The organism is Frankia sp. CcWB3 (assembly GCF_977927595.1).
The window spans coordinates 1-14911 of record NZ_CDWRCK010000090.1; the positions used below are offsets into that span (position 1 = coordinate 1).

Here is a 14911-nt window from a genome sequence, read left to right on the forward strand (position 1 = left end):
GGTCGGTGCGCCTCGCCCGCCCCCGCGACGCGGAGGAGATCTCCGCCCTGGTCGGTACCGCCGTCCGGGACGGTCATCAGATCCGAGCGATCGGATCGTCCCATTCCATGAGCGCCATCGGCCGCCCGGACCCGGGCTCCGTCCAGGTCTGCCTGGACAGGTGCGCCGACCTCGTTGCCCTGGACGGCGGCAGCGGCCTGGTGACGGTGCGCGGTGGGATGACCATGCGCCGGCTGAACCGGCTGCTCGCGGAGGCCGGGCTCGCCCTGACCAACCAGGGCGACGTCGACGAGGTGACCATCGCGGGTGCCATCTCAACCGGCACCCACGGCACCGGGGCCCGCTTCGGTGGCCTGTGCACCCAGGTCCGGGCGCTCGAGGTGGTGCTCGGCGACGGCAGCGTGGTCACCTGTTCACGCGGCGAACGTCCCGAGTTGTTCGCCGCCGCCCGGCTGGGCCTGGGTGCCGTCGGCGTCGTCACGTCGGTCACCCTGCAGGCGGTGCCGCTGTTCGCCCTGCAGGTCCAGGAGGGCCCGATGCGCCTGGACAAGGTCCTCGACTCCTACGACGAGCTCGTCGACCAGACCGACTACCTTCGCTTCTCGTGGTTTCCGCACACCACGACGGCCCTGGTCAGACGCGGTCAGCGGCGTCCGCTCGACGACGGCCTGGCGCCGCTGCCCCGGCTGCGCTGCTGGGTCGACGACGAACTGGTGTCGAACACCCTCTTTGGCGCGCTGATGACGACGGGCCGGCGGATGCCCGCGGCGGTGCGGCCCATCGCGCACGTCAGCGCGCGGGCGTCGGGCAGCCGCACGTTCCGCGACCTGTCCTACCGGGTGTTCACCTCCCACCGCCGGGTCCGGTTCAAGGAGATGGAGTACGCCCTCCCCCGTGCCGATCTCGCCGCGACGCTGCGTGAGCTGGTCTACGCCATGGGGAGCGCGGACGTGCGCGCCGTCTTCCCGGTGGAGGTCCGATGCGCCGCCGCGGACGAGATCCCGATGTCGACGGCGTACGGCCGCGGCACCGCCTACATCGCCGTGCACATGGATCACCGCGGTGCGCACGGCGACTACTTCGACCTCGCCGAGAAAATCATGTTGTCGGTCGGCGGCCGGCCGCACTGGGGCAAACTGCATTCGCTGGACGCGGCGACGCTGCGTGGGCTCTATCCCCGTTTCGACGACTTCCTGGCCGTGCGCGACGCCGCCGACCCGACCGGGGTGTTCGCGAACGCGTACCTCGACCGCGTCCTCGGCTCACCGGCCGGCGCCCCCAACGCTCGGTGACCTGACCACGGCACGCCACGGCGGTTTCTCGCCGATGTGGCGACGGGCGGAGCCGCGGTCGCGGGCGGTTCAGCCCGCGGTGGTCCGGCCGCCGACGTCCTCGCCGAGGTAGGCCTGCCGGACCCGGTCGTCGGCCAGCAGGCTCGCGGCGGTGCCCGCCAGCACGACCTCGCCGGTCTCCAGCACGTAGCCACGGCCCGCGATCCGCAGCGCCGAGGCCGCGTTCTGCTCGACCAGCAGCACCGCGACCCCCTCCCGGTTGATCTCCGCGATCACCTCGAAGATGGTCTGAACGATCATCGGGGCCAACCCCATCGACGGCTCGTCGAGGAGCATCAGCCGGGGACGGCTCATCAGCGCGCGTCCGATCGCGAGCATCTGCTGCTCGCCGCCGGACAACGTGCCTCCCGGCTGCGCGACCCGCTCGGCCAGCCGGGGGAAGAGCGCGAACACCCGGTCGAGGTCGGTCCGCACGTGCCGGCGATCGTGGTAAGCGCCCATCAGGAGGTTCTCGCGGACACTCATGCTCGGGAAGATCCGCCGACCCTCGGGCACGTGGCTCACCCCCCGGCCGACGAGTTCGTGCGCCGGAATCGACGACAACGGGCGACCGTCCAGCCACGCCTGTCCCGCCCGGGGCCGCAGCAGTCCGGAGATCGTCCGCAGCGTGGTCGTCTTGCCGGCGCCGTTGGCTCCGAGCAGGGTGACGATCTCGCCCTCAGCCACCTCCAGGCTGACGCCGCGCAGGGCGGTGACGGCGCCGTAGGCGACCTCGACACCGGCCAGAGTCAGCAGCATCAGCGCAGTTCCTTCCACCCGGCAGGGCCGGCCGGGCTGGGATCCGCCGTATCGGGATCCGCCGCGCCGGCGTCGGCTAGGCCCAGGTACGCCTCGATGACCGCCGGGTCCCGCTGGACCTCCGCCGGCGTGCCGGACGCGATGATCCGGCCGAAGTTGAGCACCACCACCGAGGTCGCCACCGACATGACCAGCCGCATGTCATGCTCGATGAGCAGGACCGACACCCCGGTGCCCGCGATCCGGATGATCAGCTCCACCAGGTCGCGCTTCTCCGCCGGGTTCGTGCCGGCCGCGGGCTCGTCGAGCAGCAGCAGGCGCGGCTCGGTACCGAGCGCCCGGGCGATCTCCAGCCGGCGTTGCTCGCCGTAGGGCAGCGACGCGGCGAGCTCGTGCGCCCGGTGCGGCAGGCCCACGAGCTCGAGCAGCTCCAGCGCGTGCCGCACGCCGTCACGCTCGGCCCGCCGGGCGCCCGGCAGCCCCAGCACCGCGGCCAGCGGCCCGTACCGCTGCCGCACCTCGGTCCCGATCTGGACGTTCTCCAGCGCCGACAGAGCGGGGAAGAGCCGGATGTTCTGGAAGGTCCGGGCGACGCCGAGCCGGGTGATGGCGTGCGGGCGGCGCCCCACCAGCTCGGCCGGCCAGCCGGGCCGGGGCCAGAAGGTGACCGATCCCTGCTGCGGGCGGTATGCCCCGGTGAGGCAGTTGAACAGCGAGGTCTTGCCGGCCCCGTTCGGTCCGATCACCGCCAGGATCTCGCCTCGGCGCTGGCGCAGTGAGACGCCGTCGAGGCTGGTCACACCCCCGAACCGCAGCGCCAGGCCGCGGGCCTCCACCACCAGGTCCTCCGGGCCTCCGCCGCGCCCGGCGTCCCCGCGGCCCTGGCTGTCCCCGCGCTGCCGGCCCCGGGAGCGCCGGTGTCCCGGCGGCGAGACGCGGTGCGCTCCGCCCCTGGTCACGGCTTGCCTCCCGTGGGCGCGGCGCCCAGGGAGTCCGCCGCGCCGATGCCGGCCTCCGCAAGCTGGATCTCCCGACGCCGTCGGCGCGACGGCACGAGTCCCTGCGGACGGAAGATCATCATGATCACGATGACGGCCCCGAAGTAGATGTACCGGTCCGCGGGCGGGACCTTGTCGCGCAGGTAGAAGGCGATGCCCTGGAGGACGACGGCACCGACCACCACCCCGAGCCGGGAACCCATCCCGCCGAAGATGACGACGGCGACGACGAAGAACGACGCCTGCAGGCTGAAGCTCTGCGGGTTGAAGAACTGTTTGGAGGCGAAGAGCACGCCGGCGAAGCCCGACACCGAGGCGCCGATAGCGAAGGCGAGCAGCTTCATCCGCAGGGTCGCGACCCCGGTCGCCTCGGCGGCGATCTCGTCCTCGCGGATCGCCGCCCAGGCCCGGCCGATCCTGGACCGTTCCAGCCGACCGAAGGCGATCATGACTCCGACGATGATGACCAGGAGCAGGTAATAATACGGTAGCGGGTCGATGCCCCACTCGTAGTCGAGGCCGAGCAGGTTGATCGACAGGTGCGGAACGCCGAAGGCCCCCCGGGCACCGTTCGTGATGTTGTCGGCGTTGTTCGCGATCAGATGGATGATCTCACCGAAACCGAGCGTGACGATCGCCAGGTAGTCACCCCGCAGCCGCAGCGTCGGCGCGCCCAGGACGACGCCGGCGAGCGCGGCGAGGACCAGCGCAATCGGGAAGACGAAGAACGGGTTGAGCACGAAAGGCGCGTGCCACGGCATCGCGGTCTGTGAGGTGAAGTAGGCCGTCGTGTAGGCACCGATGGCGAAGAAGGCGATGTAGCCGAGGTCGAGCAGGCCGGCGTAGCCGACCACGACGTTCAGGCCCAGTGCGAGCAGCGCGTAGATGCCGATGTCGTTGACCATCGACTGCTGCGCGGCGGTCGAGACGACCAGCGGGGCAATGATCGCTACCGCCAGGAGCGTCAGGTTCAGCGCGATCGGGCCGCCCCGGGTGGCGTAGGCCGCACTCACCGGCCCCCGGAGGCCGGCCGCCAGCCGGCCCGCCGCGCCCCGCAATTCGACGCCGAGCGCCAGGACGATCCACAACGCGACGGCGAGCCCCAGGTAGGGCAGGATCCGCGCGTCCAGCACCGAATCCTGAAATGCCTTCAGCGGTTTGTCGGAGCCCCCGGCCGGACCGGTCACCACCGCGGCGAGCACACCCACCAGCAGCAGTACCCCGAGCTGGCGCAGCCGGGCCGGGGAGAACAGCACGGCCGGACGCAGCAATGCGCCCGCCGGGCCGCCACCAGGCTCGCCACCCGCCCCGGCGGGCGGGAGCGGCGCCCCGGCGGTCGGCGGGCGGGCGGACGACGTCGCAGCGCTCACGCTGCCCTCCCCAGACGTTCCCCGAGCAGGCCGGACGGTCGGATCATCAGGATGCCGACCAGGACCAGGAAAGCGATCACGTCCTTGTAGGACGCCTGGAAGATGTATCCGCCGTAGCTTTCCACCAATCCGAGGAGCAGGCCGCCGAGCATCGCCCCGCGCACGTTGCCGATGCCGCCGAGGACCGCGGCGGTGAACGCCTTCGCTCCGGGGACGAACCCCATGCTGTACGAGGCGTTGAACGTCATCGCGTACAGGAAGCCGCCGGCTCCGGCCAGCAGGCCGCCGAGCACGAACGTGACGATGATGATGCGTTCGACGTTCACGCCCATGAGAACCGCGGTGTCGGCGTCCTGGGCCACCGCGCGGATGCCCTGCCCGAGCCGGGTCCCCGTGACCAGCCGGTCCAGTCCGACCAGCATCGCGATCGCGACCGCGAAGATGACCAGCGACTGGGTGGAGACGCCCGCTCCGAACAGCGTGAACACCGTTCCGTCGGTGAACAGGTTGGGCAGGGCCACGTTCTGCCGGCCGAACTCCTTGCCGGCGAGGTTCACCGCGAACAGCGAGGCCCCGATGGCGCTGATGAGGTAGGCCAGCCGGGGGGCGGAACGGCGCCGCAGCGGCCGGTACGCCACCCGTTCGAGCGTGAAGGCGGCGAGCCCGCCGCAGATCGCGCCGGCGCCGAGACCCATGGTCACCAGGCCCACCGATTCGAGGCCGCCCGGGACCGAGCCGTCCCCGGGCAGCAGGGCGCGGGCGGCAAACAGCCCGCCGAAGGATCCCAGCATGAAGACCTCGCTGTGCGCGAAGTTGATGAGCTGGAGGACTCCGTAGACGAGGGTGTACCCGAGCGCGATGACCGCGTACAGGGAGCCGACCGTCAGACCGTCGACGGTCAGCTGCCAGAACTGGTCGAGGAAACCCATCCGTGTGCCTCGTTCACCACCAGGCGAAGCGGTGGCCGGACGTCCCACCCCCGGCCACCGCCCGCACCGACATCAGGACTTGACCAGGTCCGCGATGTTGCCGAGAACGGTGATCTGTCCGCCCTTGACCTGGTAGACGAACACGTTGGAGCCCTTGACCTCGCCATTCGGCTCGAACGCCACGGTCTTCGTGATGCCGGGGAAGTTCACGGAACCGAACGCGCCGGCCACGGACTCCCGGGTGACGTCCTTGCCGAGCTTCTTGAAGACGTCCGCGAGGGCGAGCGTGGCGTCGTAGGCCTCACCGGAATAGGTGCCGGGCTTCGCCCCGTTGTTGACCTTCTTGTAGGACGCGACGAAGGACGCGGCCTTCGGGTCGGTGTTGGCGTCGCCGCAGGGGCAGGTGAGGTAGGCACCCTCGGCCGCGGCGGCCCCGGCCTGCGCGACGTACTGCGGGTCGAGCGAGCCGTCACCACTGATGATCTTTCTGGTGAAGCCCTTGCTCTTCAGCGCCTTCGACAGCAGCGCGAACTCGGGGTAGTAGCCGGAGTAGTAGAGGACCTCGGGCGCGGCAGCAATGATCTTCGTTGCCTCGGACGTGTAGTCCTTGGTCGGGTTGATGCCGTCGTGGGTCACGTTGACGCCCTTGGCCTTGAGCTCGGCCTCCAGCGCACCCGACAGGCCCGTGCCGTACTCGCTCTTGTCGTCCAGCGAGTACACCTTCGTCGCCTTGAGCACCGTGGCGATGTAGTCGGCCGCGGCCTTGCCCTGCACGGTGTCCGGGGCGATGACCCGGTAGAAGGTCTTGAAGCCCAGGGTAGTGAGCGCGGGGTTCGTCGCCGACGGGCTCACCGACAGCAGTCCGGCCTGGGTGTAGGCCGGCTCGCTCGCCTTGGTCGCGCCGGAGAACATCGGGCCGACTACCGCGACGACCTTGGAGTCATCGATCAGCTTCTGGGCGGCCGTCGGGCCCTGATCCGGCGAGCCACCGTCGTCGGACTCGGCGAGCTTGAGCTGGAACGGCGCGCTCGCATCCGCGTTGACCTCGGCGATCGCCGTCCGGACGCCGTAGAGGGCGTTCAGACCGAGCTGCTGGCTGTCGCCCGAGAGAACTCCCTGGAAGCCGATCGTGATGGTCTGCTTCCCGTTCGAGGACGAACCACTGTCACTCCCACAGGCCACCGCGGTCAACGCCACGGTCGCGGCAAGGGCTATCACTCCCAGGAGCGGGCGCCTACCCATGCAATTCCTCCTCCGGTCCCGCCGGACCCGACTCCGATGCCGTGGCCCGGCCCAATCACCCCGACCCAGTCACCCCGATGCGCCCGGCCCGCGAGCCGGTGCGCCACCGCCTAGAGGATGACGGGCTGACCAGCATCAATTCGCACCCCCCCCCGGATGGGCGGGCCGGCGCACGGTGGACACGCCGACGCGATCCCGCGGAACCCAGCACCTCAGCATGGCTATGCCCAGACCGCCGGGCTGGTGCCCAGCTGTGCCGGCGGGGAGATCCAGCTCGGCGCGACGCCGGCCACAGTGGCGGCCGGGCGGATGTACGACAGGGGTCCGAACTCGCTGTTCATCGTGGCGCAGAACTCCTCGACATCCTCCCGGGTCGGGTCGGGTCGGGTCGGAGAGCGCGAGCGTGTCGTGGTGTCCCAGCCCCTGCAGCCAACGACCGGTCCGGGCCAGGGACACACCGACGTGCCAGCTGCCCCCCTCGGTCGCCCGGCGCGCCAGCGCGTCCAGCACCCCGTAGACGGTGAGGTAGCCGGTCGCGTGATCGAGGGCCTGTGCCGGCAGCGGCCCGGGGCGGTCGGACCCGGTCACCGCCGCGGCGGCGGTCGCGATGCCGGACGCGGTCTGGACCAGACTGTCGAACCCGCGCAGACCGCTCCAGGGGCCCTGCCGTCCGTACGCGGTGATGGTCGCGCAGACGATGCCCGGCCGGATCCTGGCGACCGCCTCCGGGCCGAAGCCGAGCCGGTCGAGGGCCATCGGCCGGTAGGCCTGGAGCACCACGTCCGCCGAGGCGATCAGCTCGCGCAGCCGGCGGGCGTCCGCGGCCACCCGCAGGTTGAGGAAGGCGTTGCGCTTGCCGAACCCGGTGTCGACGAGCACCGTGTGCACCTCCGGCAGGTGGGCAGCGCCGACTCGCAGGACGTCGGCTCCGTAGGCGGCCAGCGTGCGACCGGCGACGGGACCGGCGATGACCCGGGTCAGGTCGAGCACCCGCAGACCCGCGGCCGGCGTCTCGGCCAGGGGCGCGGCGAGCACCGGGCCGTCGCCGAGCCGGCGCACCTCGACGAGGGGAAGCTCGTCGACCGCCCGGGCCTGCCTGTGCTCGCGCCATTCCCGCTCGCTGCGGGCCATGCTGGCGCACAGACCCATGGCGTGCAGCTCGAGTTCCAGCGGCTCGGCCTCGAAACGGCGGATGACCCGTTCGACGGCGGCGCGCTCGCCCGGCGTCCCAAGAAGATCCAGGATCCCGTTGCGGTGGTGCGGGAAGTTACAGTGCAGCTGGATCCACCGGTCGTCCCCGGTGCGGTAATACCCGGAGATCGCGTCCCACGGGCTCGGCGGTGGCTTGCCGGCCATCCGCAGGTACCGTTCGCTGCGGAAGACCGCGCTCGCGTGACGGGTGTCCACGGTGACCTCCGGCGGGGCCCCGCCGCCGCGGGCCGCGAGCAGGCGGCTGGCCCCGACAGCCGCGGCCGCCACCGACGCGGCCGCCATCATCGTCACCCGGTAGAGGCTGGGAAGGACGTCGGCGGGCCCGGTCACGGTCAGCCGCTCGGCGATGTCCGGATCCTGTACCAGCGACGCGACCTCGGTGACGATCTCCGAGTTCTGCCGTTGCCCCATCCACCCATCCTGTCCCACCCTGGCACGCACGCTGCGCCCCGAGCGCACCGTCGGCCGAACCGGAACAAGGCCGGCATGACCGACAAGACGATTCTGGGAGCCAAGAGCCGCAATGCACAGAAAATCCTACTTTGCGTGCTGTCCCGGCCTCCGGACTCTCGCTCGCCCCCCCGGGCCGCCCAAGGCCCATTCTGGTCATGTGTAGGTACTTTCGCCATGACACCGGGCTCGCAGTCGCCCGGTCGGGTGGTCGGCAATGGCAGGAGACACCCCGTGCGCGTGCAACGCTCGCTGTACGAGGTGCTGGACGTGCCGCCCAGCGCCACCGCCGAGCAGATCCGGCATACCTACCGCGTGGCCGCCCGCCGCACCCATCCCGGCGGCCGGTGGTTCGTCACCGGCCTTCGATCGGGTCAGACCGGTAGCCGCACGCGTAGGGAACCGGCCGGGCGCCCGCCGCCGAGCACCGTGGGCGCCCCGAGCACGGCGAGCTGAGCGAAGTCGAGCTCCAGGTGCCCGGGGGCGTCCGGACCGGGAAGAGCACCCAGGCGGGTCAGCACGGCCAGCGCGACCGGGATGCCGGGCCGCCCGCTCCCATCCGCGATCTTGACCGCGACCACGTGACCCTCGGGCGTCGCCACCACCGTGACACCCTCGGCGCCGTTCTTCGCGACGACGCCGGGTACCGCCCGCATCAGGTCGGTGTCGGACCGGCCGACACCCCCGATCAGCTCGGGATGCGCCCGCATGGCGTTGATGACCCGCCACTCGGGGCTGCCCGGCGCAGCCCGGACCATCGCCCGCAGTCCGCGGGCCAGGCCCGTGAGCGAGAACGCGAACAATGGGGCCCCGCACCCGTCCACGCTGGTCGCGACGATCTCCTCGCCGGCCAGCTCCTCGATCGTGCGCCGGATCACCTGCTGCAACGGATGATCGGGATCGGTGTAGTTCTCGATCGGCCAGCCGGCCGCTACGCAGCAGGCGATCATCCCCGCATGCTTGCCGGAGCAGTTCATCAGCACCGGCTCCGCGCGGCCCCCGGAGCGAAGGTGCGCCTGAGCCGCGGCCGGGCCCAACGGAAGATCGGCGGGACAGCGCAGGGTGTCGATGGAGACGCCCGCCACCGAGAGGATCTCCAGCACCCGCGCGAGATGCACCGGCTCGCCGCTGTGGGAACTCGACACAATGGCAAGCAGGTCACCGGGGATCTCCCGGCTCAGGAAGATGCCGTCCAGCCCGGCACGAAGCATCGCGGCGGCCTGAAGGGGCTTGACCGCCGACCGGGGGAAGATCGGGTGGTCGGGCACGCCGACGATGAGCGCACCGTCCCCGTCCCGACCGAGGCCGATGACGGTGCCGTGATGGCAACTCTCCACGAACGGCGCACCGCTGCGCAGCCCCCGGACAACCTCGACGACCAGCTGCGGGCCCTCCGGCGGCTGCATACAGCCAGCCTACGTCGGGCCTTCTCCCGCTCACCCGTTCTCGCCACCCGCCGAATCCGACGCTCGCCTCACGACGGCCGCCTATCCTGGTGCCGTGCCTGCCTATGACTACCGCTGCCGGGTATGTGACGCATCGTTCGAGGTCCGCCGCAGCATGCACGGGTCCGTGCCGGACAGCGCGGTGAGCTGCCCCTCCGGACACACCGAGACCTCGCGGATCTTCTCTGCGATCGCCGTCAGCCGCGGCTCGGCCACGCCGGCTCCGGCCACGGCCGCGCCGTCCGCCGGCGGGGGCGCGTGCTGCGGCGGTGGCTGCTGCGGCTGACGCCACCGTTCGCCCTGACGCCCCCGTTCATCCGGGGTGGCTCACCCGGGGTGGCTCACCCGCGGTGGCGATGGATGCCCGCGGCCTGCGATTTCGTCGGCCCACGCGCCGCCCGGGTCCGCGGGCCGACATCCACCTGACGGTCCCGCTGGCCGCCGCACGCGGCGGCCCGGTCCTCCACCAGCCGCCGTCGCAACAGCCGCAGGGTATCTTCCCGCTCGGTCTGATCCAGACCGGCGACGAGGGTCTGCAGCAGATCACCTGATCCGGGTCGTTGGTCGCCATAGCCGAACCCACTCGTACCCATGGGCGTGTCCTACCCAGGCCACCGGCGTGTCACGCAGTCCCGGGCCCACGGGAACAAGGCACCGGGCCACCGTCGTCTCCGCCACGCCTCCCGCACCCCCGCAGCACCCCCCGCAGCCGAGCGCGGACGACCCGGCGATCGATGGCCCGCGGGCCGAGCACCATGATCCATGCGATACCCAGCGCCCACAAGCCGGCGAGGGCACCGAAGGCAAAAACGTTGAAGGCTCCGATCATCGCGAAGCCGACGAGCAGCAGAACGCTCGCGGCGAGCCCGCCACCCACGGGTGTTTCTATACCCCGCCGGCTACGGCGTCATACCGACTACTTCATGATGTTGATCATATTACGGGTCATCGGACGGATTCAGTGGCGCCGTGACTCCACGTGGGGAGGGCCGGGTCGCAGTACCCGCCACAGCGCGCCCAACGAGGTGAACTGGATGTCGGGCGGCGCACCGGCGACCTCGTCAACCACCCGGTCCGGGGCGTGCTGATGACGTAGATGATCCATGATCTCGTCACGATTGGCGGGGAAGACCGCCCGGCCGAGCCAGCGGGCGAGCTCGGAGCGTTCCTCGACGTCCACCGGCGTCATCCCGGCCGGCGCACCGACCCGCGACCCAGCGGCATCCAGGTTCTGCGGGCCACCGGTCGCTTCCTCGGGGAACGGTTCAGCGGAGCGCCATTCCTCCGCCCGCGTGTCCCGCCCGGCCCGCACGAGCCCCTCGACCTCGTGCGCCATGATGTCGTCGCGCATAGGGCCGTGCTTGGTGCTTCCGCGATCCACTGCCATGTTCTCGTTCCTTTCCGCTGTTTCAGTGGTGCGCGCTGACGGACGAAGCAAACCCGCGATCAGGCCACCCGGCATCTCCGGCCAGCAGATGTTCACGGCCAGCAGATGTTCACGGCCAGCGATGGGCGGGAACACCGGCATCCATGGTGCGGATACCCCACAACGTGTTGGTCGGACCCGCCGAACGCCTGGAGCGGGCCGAAGCTCTCGACCCGGTGGCAGTAAAGATCCGTGACATGGTCCGCCGCTCCCTGCACGACGGCGCCATCCGGGACACCCTGCACGGCGTGCCGCTCGGCCACCCGCTGCATCCGGCGCTCGCCCAACTCCCCATCGGAACCTGGATCTCCGCGGGGATCGTGGACCTGCTCGCGGGACGTCACGAGGAGTCCGAACGGGCGGCCCGGGTGCTGATCGCCACGGGGTTGCTCGCAGCGGTCTCGGCCGCCGCCGCCGGCCTCGCCGACTACTCTGAGCTGCATGAGCGCCAGCTGCGGGTCGGGGTGGCGCACGCCGCGACGAACAGTCTGGCGGCCTGCTGCTACGCCGCCTCGCTCGGCATCCGGTCGCGTGGCAACAGCCGCCTCGGCCGTCGTCTCGCGCTGCTCGGCCTCGCCGCGGCCAGCACGTCGGCCTACCTCGGCGGTCATCTGGCTTACCGGCAGGCGTCGGGGGTCAACCACGCCGAGGAGGTACCCCACCTGCTGCCGCCCGGTTGGCATCCGCTCGCCCTTCTGGACGAACTGGCGGACGGCCGACCCGAGGTGCGGCTGTTGCGGGATGTGCCGGTCGTCCTCCTCCGGAAAGGAGACCACGTCGACGTACTGGCCGGCCGGTGCAGCCACCTGTCCGGACCACTGCACAAGGGAGAGATCATCCGAAGAGACGGCTTCACCTGCCTGCGCTGCCCCTGGCACGGCAGCACCTTCCGGGTGGCGGACGGCGCGGTGGTGCATGGTCCCGCGACCGCGCCCCAGCCGCGGTTCGATGTGTGGATCTCCGATGGTGAGGTCCGGGTACGGCTACCCGGGGCGGGATAGCTAACTGGGGCGGGATAGCGTCGAGGGGCTGTCCGCCGCGGAGCGGGGCGTCCCGGCGGCCGGGACGGCGGCCGGGCTGGCGGCGCCAGCCGAGCGATGTAGGCCCGCGCGGTCCGGGCCCGGGCGCCCGGTGGTGGCCATCTCGCCCACCCCGTAGAGCGCATAGGCTTTCCGGATCACCGGCCGGGCCACGTTGCGGACCGGCACCCCACCGGCCGTCGTCCCGTGCTCCGAACCGGCATGGGCGTGACCGTGCAGCGCAAGGCAGGCGGCTCCCGCGTCCACCGCCTCGGCAAGGTGGTAGCTGCCGAGAAACGGGAAGATCTCGGTTCGCTCGCCGATGAGCGTGTCTGGTACCGGGGCATAGTGCATCAAAGCTACGCGGACTTCGCAATCCAGACTTTCCAGCGCGCCACGCAGCCGGGATCCGGCGTCCTTCGTGTGCCGGATGAAAGCCTTCATCAATGGTTCGCCGAAGTCGCTTCCGCTGGCCCCGGCGAACCCCCCGCCGAATCCCTTGACGCCGGCGATTCCGAGACGGCGGCCGTCGATGTCGAGGACCGTGCCGCAGCCTTCGAGGACGGTCACGCCAGCGTCGGCCAGCATTTCGGTGATTTCGTTCTCGGCACCGCCGTGGTAGTCGTGATTACCCAGGACGGCGACGACGGGCACCCCGGCGTCCGCCACCTCGGCCGCGACGATCTCGGCCTCGGCCGGCAGCCCCCGCTGAGTGAGATCACCGGCCAGCAGCAGCACGTCCGCCCGACCGGCAAGTCCACGCAGCAGGGGTGCGAAGGTTCCGCGGCTGTCCACGCCCAGGTGGATGTCGCCGACGGCGGCAATTCTGATCATGAGATGGTCTCCACGTTCGGCGGTGCCTCGGTCGGCATCCCCCGATCCGCGATGGTGACCTCGTTACTCACCAGGCGTCCGGGAAGCGCCTCGGCGAGCACATCCGCGACGGCCCGGCGGCGGGCGTCCGTGGCGACCTCGCCCTCGACCAGGATCTGCTGGCCATCCACCACCACCTCCAGCCCGAGCTCGGCCACCCTCGGATCCTCGGCGAGGCGTTCGTGCAGGTCACCGGCGAGGTACTCATCGGCCTCAGTGAGGTCCAGTACCCCGTACCCGGCGGTGTCGGCGACCCGCTTCGCGGTCCCGGCCTGCTCCGCCCCACCCGCTGGCACCGCCCCACCCGCTGGCACCAACGGGCCGTGCGGACGTGAACCCGTGGGGGTGCCCCCGGCCGACGGAGCACCTTCGGCCGACACCGCACGACCGGCGGCCGGGATCAGGTTGAGCCGGGTGGCCACGAGCAGGGCCGCCTCGGCGAAGGGGGAAGTGGCCGTCGCGCGACGCACCTGATCCCAGTCGACCTGCTCCCGCATCGCTCTGATCATCGGTATCACGCGAGCGAGATCACAGTACCGTTCCTCCAGGGCCAGCAGGGTCATCTCAAACCAGTCGGTGGCATCCAGCACGGGCATGCGCACCGAGTCCACCGACATCTCGCTGGACCGCTCCAGCATCTGCTGGGTCACCGCCCGACCCACCGGATGGTGGATGAGATCGACCAGCACCTCGCCGTCAAACACCTTGGTGAGCCAGTCCTCGGGTGAGTCGACCGGGCGCAGGCCGGCGTTCGCGAGCACCTCGACCGCCCGCGGCACGTCGTCCTCGCGCAGCATGAAATCGACGTCGTGGACCGGCTCGGGGCCGCCCCGGGCCCAGCAGGCGTAGCTGCCCCCGAGAGCGAACGGGATGCCCGCCTCCTTCAGGGTCACAGCCACGCGTTTCAGACTCTCCCGTAGGCCTCTGGGCGCATCCTCCATACCGCTGCCCGTACCCGCGGGAACCACGCGACGCACCTCGCGTACCCCACCGAAGTCGGGCGGCAGGTAGCTGTCGCGATTGCGACACCCCTAAATGACTACCTCAAAGTGGTGACAAGACTACTACAGAAGCATGGGGGTGTCCGGCTATCCGTAGTTATAATTTCACTACATGCCACAAGAGTTACCACTTCGACGCCTGATAGGCACCTGAATCTCACAGCTTGACGACACCGAGCGTCGACATGAGCGATGATGACCTTCGCGGCAAACCTGTCGCCCGCCTACTTCGACACCGGATTGGAAGCGAACCCTGAACACGCGCACACGATCCGACCAGTTGGCCAGGGCCCTCGGAGGGGAAACAGCCGCACCGGAGAACTCCGGCGAACGTCTCCCTGGACCACGCGCCACTGGGCCGGCCACCCTGACCTCGCGGCCGGTCGCCCCGGGCGGCCACGGCGTGGTCGACCTGTCCAGCCATCCCGGCCAGCTGGCCCGCCGGCTCCAGCAGGTGACCTATCAGCTCTGGACCACCACCGTCTCAACCGAGACGACGCCTCCGCAGTTCGTGGTCCTCAACAGCCTGCTCGCTGATCCCGATATTGATCAGCGCACGCTCGGAGAACGAGCCTCCCTGGATCGGTCGACGGTGGCCGATGTGGTGGCGAGGCTCGTGCAGCGTGGGCTCATCCGCCGGGTCCGTGACCCGCGTGATGGCCGGCGCAATGTCCTGCGGCTGACCAAGCGGGGAGAGTCGACCCACGGCCAGGTGGCGGACCGCATCGACCAGATGAACGACAAGCTGCTGGCGCCGCTGTCCGAGGAGGAACAGACCGCCCTGTTGTCGATGTTGGCCCGCATCGTCGACCAGGATAGGCCCTATTAGGGCCTGTTTGGGAAGTTCATCGGGGCA

At 70.7% G+C, this 14911-nt stretch carries 15 protein-coding genes and 1 pseudogene; 4 read left to right on the top strand and 12 right to left on the bottom strand.

The window, feature by feature from the left end; translation table 11 throughout:
* Positions 1–5 precede the first annotated feature (5 nt).
* Positions 6–1292: a D-arabinono-1,4-lactone oxidase gene (locus ACY5KJ_RS09245; RefSeq protein ID WP_462187310.1), complete on the top strand. Its 1287-nt coding sequence runs from the start codon at positions 6–8 to the stop codon at positions 1290–1292.
* 69 nt (positions 1293–1361) lie between these two features.
* On the opposite strand, the gene ACY5KJ_RS09250 is transcribed toward ACY5KJ_RS09245, so the two are convergent.
* The 7 genes and pseudogenes from ACY5KJ_RS09250 to ACY5KJ_RS09280 all read right to left on the bottom strand — a co-directional run bounded on the left by ACY5KJ_RS09250 (position 1362) and on the right by ACY5KJ_RS09280 (position 9697).
* Entirely contained in the window at positions 1362–2090 is a 729-nt protein-coding gene (locus ACY5KJ_RS09250; RefSeq protein WP_462187302.1) for an ABC transporter ATP-binding protein, read from the bottom strand.
* Complete coding sequence (locus ACY5KJ_RS09255; RefSeq protein ID WP_462187301.1) at positions 2090–3049, bottom strand: ABC transporter ATP-binding protein; 960 nt, start codon at positions 3047–3049, stop codon at positions 2090–2092. The genes ACY5KJ_RS09250 and ACY5KJ_RS09255 overlap by 1 nt, the downstream gene beginning before the upstream one ends.
* Positions 3046–4458: a branched-chain amino acid ABC transporter permease gene (locus tag ACY5KJ_RS09260; protein WP_462187300.1), complete on the bottom strand. Its 1413-nt coding sequence runs from the start codon at positions 4456–4458 to the stop codon at positions 3046–3048. The genes ACY5KJ_RS09255 and ACY5KJ_RS09260 overlap by 4 nt, the downstream gene beginning before the upstream one ends.
* Entirely contained in the window at positions 4455–5387 is a 933-nt protein-coding gene (locus ACY5KJ_RS09265; RefSeq protein WP_462203185.1) for a branched-chain amino acid ABC transporter permease, read from the bottom strand. Before ACY5KJ_RS09265 ends, ACY5KJ_RS09260 begins: the two co-directional genes overlap by 4 nt.
* A 72-nt stretch (positions 5388–5459) precedes the next feature.
* On the bottom strand, positions 5460–6629 hold the full coding sequence (locus tag ACY5KJ_RS09270; protein ID WP_462187297.1) for a branched-chain amino acid ABC transporter substrate-binding protein: 1170 nt from the start codon (positions 6627–6629) through the stop codon (positions 5460–5462).
* A 221-nt stretch (positions 6630–6850) separates the two neighbouring features.
* Positions 6851–8252: pseudogene (locus ACY5KJ_RS09275) on the bottom strand (CoA transferase).
* 413 nt (positions 8253–8665) lie between these two features.
* Positions 8666–9697: an asparaginase gene (locus ACY5KJ_RS09280; protein ID WP_462187296.1), complete on the bottom strand. Its 1032-nt coding sequence runs from the start codon at positions 9695–9697 to the stop codon at positions 8666–8668.
* A gap of 94 nt (positions 9698–9791) precedes the next feature.
* On the opposite strand from ACY5KJ_RS09280, the gene ACY5KJ_RS09285 reads away from it, so the two are divergent.
* Positions 9792–10022 carry an FmdB family zinc ribbon protein gene (locus ACY5KJ_RS09285; protein ID WP_462187309.1) on the top strand — a complete coding sequence of 77 codons (231 nt, stop codon included), beginning with the start codon at positions 9792–9794 and terminating at the stop codon, positions 10020–10022.
* Positions 10023–10077: 55 nt separating this feature from the next.
* Here the strand turns inward: ACY5KJ_RS09285 and ACY5KJ_RS09290 are convergent, their stop codons facing one another.
* The 3 genes from ACY5KJ_RS09290 to ACY5KJ_RS09300 all read right to left on the bottom strand — a co-directional run bounded on the left by ACY5KJ_RS09290 (position 10078) and on the right by ACY5KJ_RS09300 (position 11123).
* Positions 10078–10329 (bottom strand): hypothetical protein, encoded by a 252-nt coding sequence (locus ACY5KJ_RS09290; protein ID WP_011434801.1) that lies wholly within the window; start codon positions 10327–10329, stop codon positions 10078–10080.
* A 29-nt stretch (positions 10330–10358) separates the two neighbouring features.
* Positions 10359–10613 (bottom strand): hypothetical protein, encoded by a 255-nt coding sequence (locus tag ACY5KJ_RS09295; RefSeq protein ID WP_462203186.1) that lies wholly within the window; start codon positions 10611–10613, stop codon positions 10359–10361.
* A gap of 81 nt (positions 10614–10694) precedes the next feature.
* Positions 10695–11123, bottom strand: a complete 429-nt coding sequence (locus tag ACY5KJ_RS09300) for a DUF2795 domain-containing protein (RefSeq protein WP_462189146.1) — start codon at positions 11121–11123, stop codon at positions 10695–10697.
* Positions 11124–11287: 164 nt separating this feature from the next.
* On the opposite strand from ACY5KJ_RS09300, the gene ACY5KJ_RS09305 reads away from it, so the two are divergent.
* Entirely contained in the window at positions 11288–12163 is an 876-nt protein-coding gene (locus tag ACY5KJ_RS09305) for a Rieske (2Fe-2S) protein (RefSeq protein WP_462203187.1), read from the top strand.
* Here ACY5KJ_RS09305 and ACY5KJ_RS09310 read toward each other — a convergent pair whose 3' ends face one another.
* Both ACY5KJ_RS09310 and ACY5KJ_RS09315 read right to left on the bottom strand, forming a co-directional pair.
* Positions 12164–13015 carry a metallophosphoesterase family protein gene (locus tag ACY5KJ_RS09310; RefSeq protein WP_462203188.1) on the bottom strand — a complete coding sequence of 284 codons (852 nt, stop codon included), beginning with the start codon at positions 13013–13015 and terminating at the stop codon, positions 12164–12166.
* Positions 13012–13995 carry a nucleotidyltransferase gene (locus tag ACY5KJ_RS09315; RefSeq protein WP_462189149.1) on the bottom strand — a complete coding sequence of 328 codons (984 nt, stop codon included), beginning with the start codon at positions 13993–13995 and terminating at the stop codon, positions 13012–13014. Before ACY5KJ_RS09315 ends, ACY5KJ_RS09310 begins: the two co-directional genes overlap by 4 nt.
* Before the next feature lie 463 nt (positions 13996–14458).
* On the opposite strand from ACY5KJ_RS09315, the gene ACY5KJ_RS09320 reads away from it, so the two are divergent.
* A complete protein-coding gene (locus tag ACY5KJ_RS09320) occupies positions 14459–14884 on the top strand; it encodes a MarR family winged helix-turn-helix transcriptional regulator (protein ID WP_462203189.1) in 426 nt (141 codons plus the stop codon).
* The last annotated feature ends 27 nt before the right edge of the window (positions 14885–14911 follow it).

What these genes read in the sequence shown, in the direction of transcription:
- ACY5KJ_RS09290 (WP_011434801.1), bottom strand. Translation starts at nt 10,329, where the DNA reads ATGGGTACGAGTGGGTTCGGCTATGGCGACCAACGACCCGGATCAGGT.
- ACY5KJ_RS09310 (WP_462203188.1), bottom strand. Translation starts at nt 13,015, where the DNA reads ATGATCAGAATTGCCGCCGTCGGCGACATCCACCTGGGCGTGGACAGC.
- ACY5KJ_RS09250 (WP_462187302.1), bottom strand. Translation starts at nt 2,090, where the DNA reads ATGCTGCTGACTCTGGCCGGTGTCGAGGTCGCCTACGGCGCCGTCACC.
- ACY5KJ_RS09280 (WP_462187296.1), bottom strand. Translation starts at nt 9,697, where the DNA reads ATGCAGCCGCCGGAGGGCCCGCAGCTGGTCGTCGAGGTTGTCCGGGGG.
- ACY5KJ_RS09315 (WP_462189149.1), bottom strand. Translation starts at nt 13,995, where the DNA reads ATGGAGGATGCGCCCAGAGGCCTACGGGAGAGTCTGAAACGCGTGGCT.
- ACY5KJ_RS09270 (WP_462187297.1), bottom strand. Translation starts at nt 6,629, where the DNA reads ATGGGTAGGCGCCCGCTCCTGGGAGTGATAGCCCTTGCCGCGACCGTG.
- ACY5KJ_RS09265 (WP_462203185.1), bottom strand. Translation starts at nt 5,387, where the DNA reads ATGGGTTTCCTCGACCAGTTCTGGCAGCTGACCGTCGACGGTCTGACG.
- ACY5KJ_RS09300 (WP_462189146.1), bottom strand. Translation starts at nt 11,123, where the DNA reads ATGGCAGTGGATCGCGGAAGCACCAAGCACGGCCCTATGCGCGACGAC.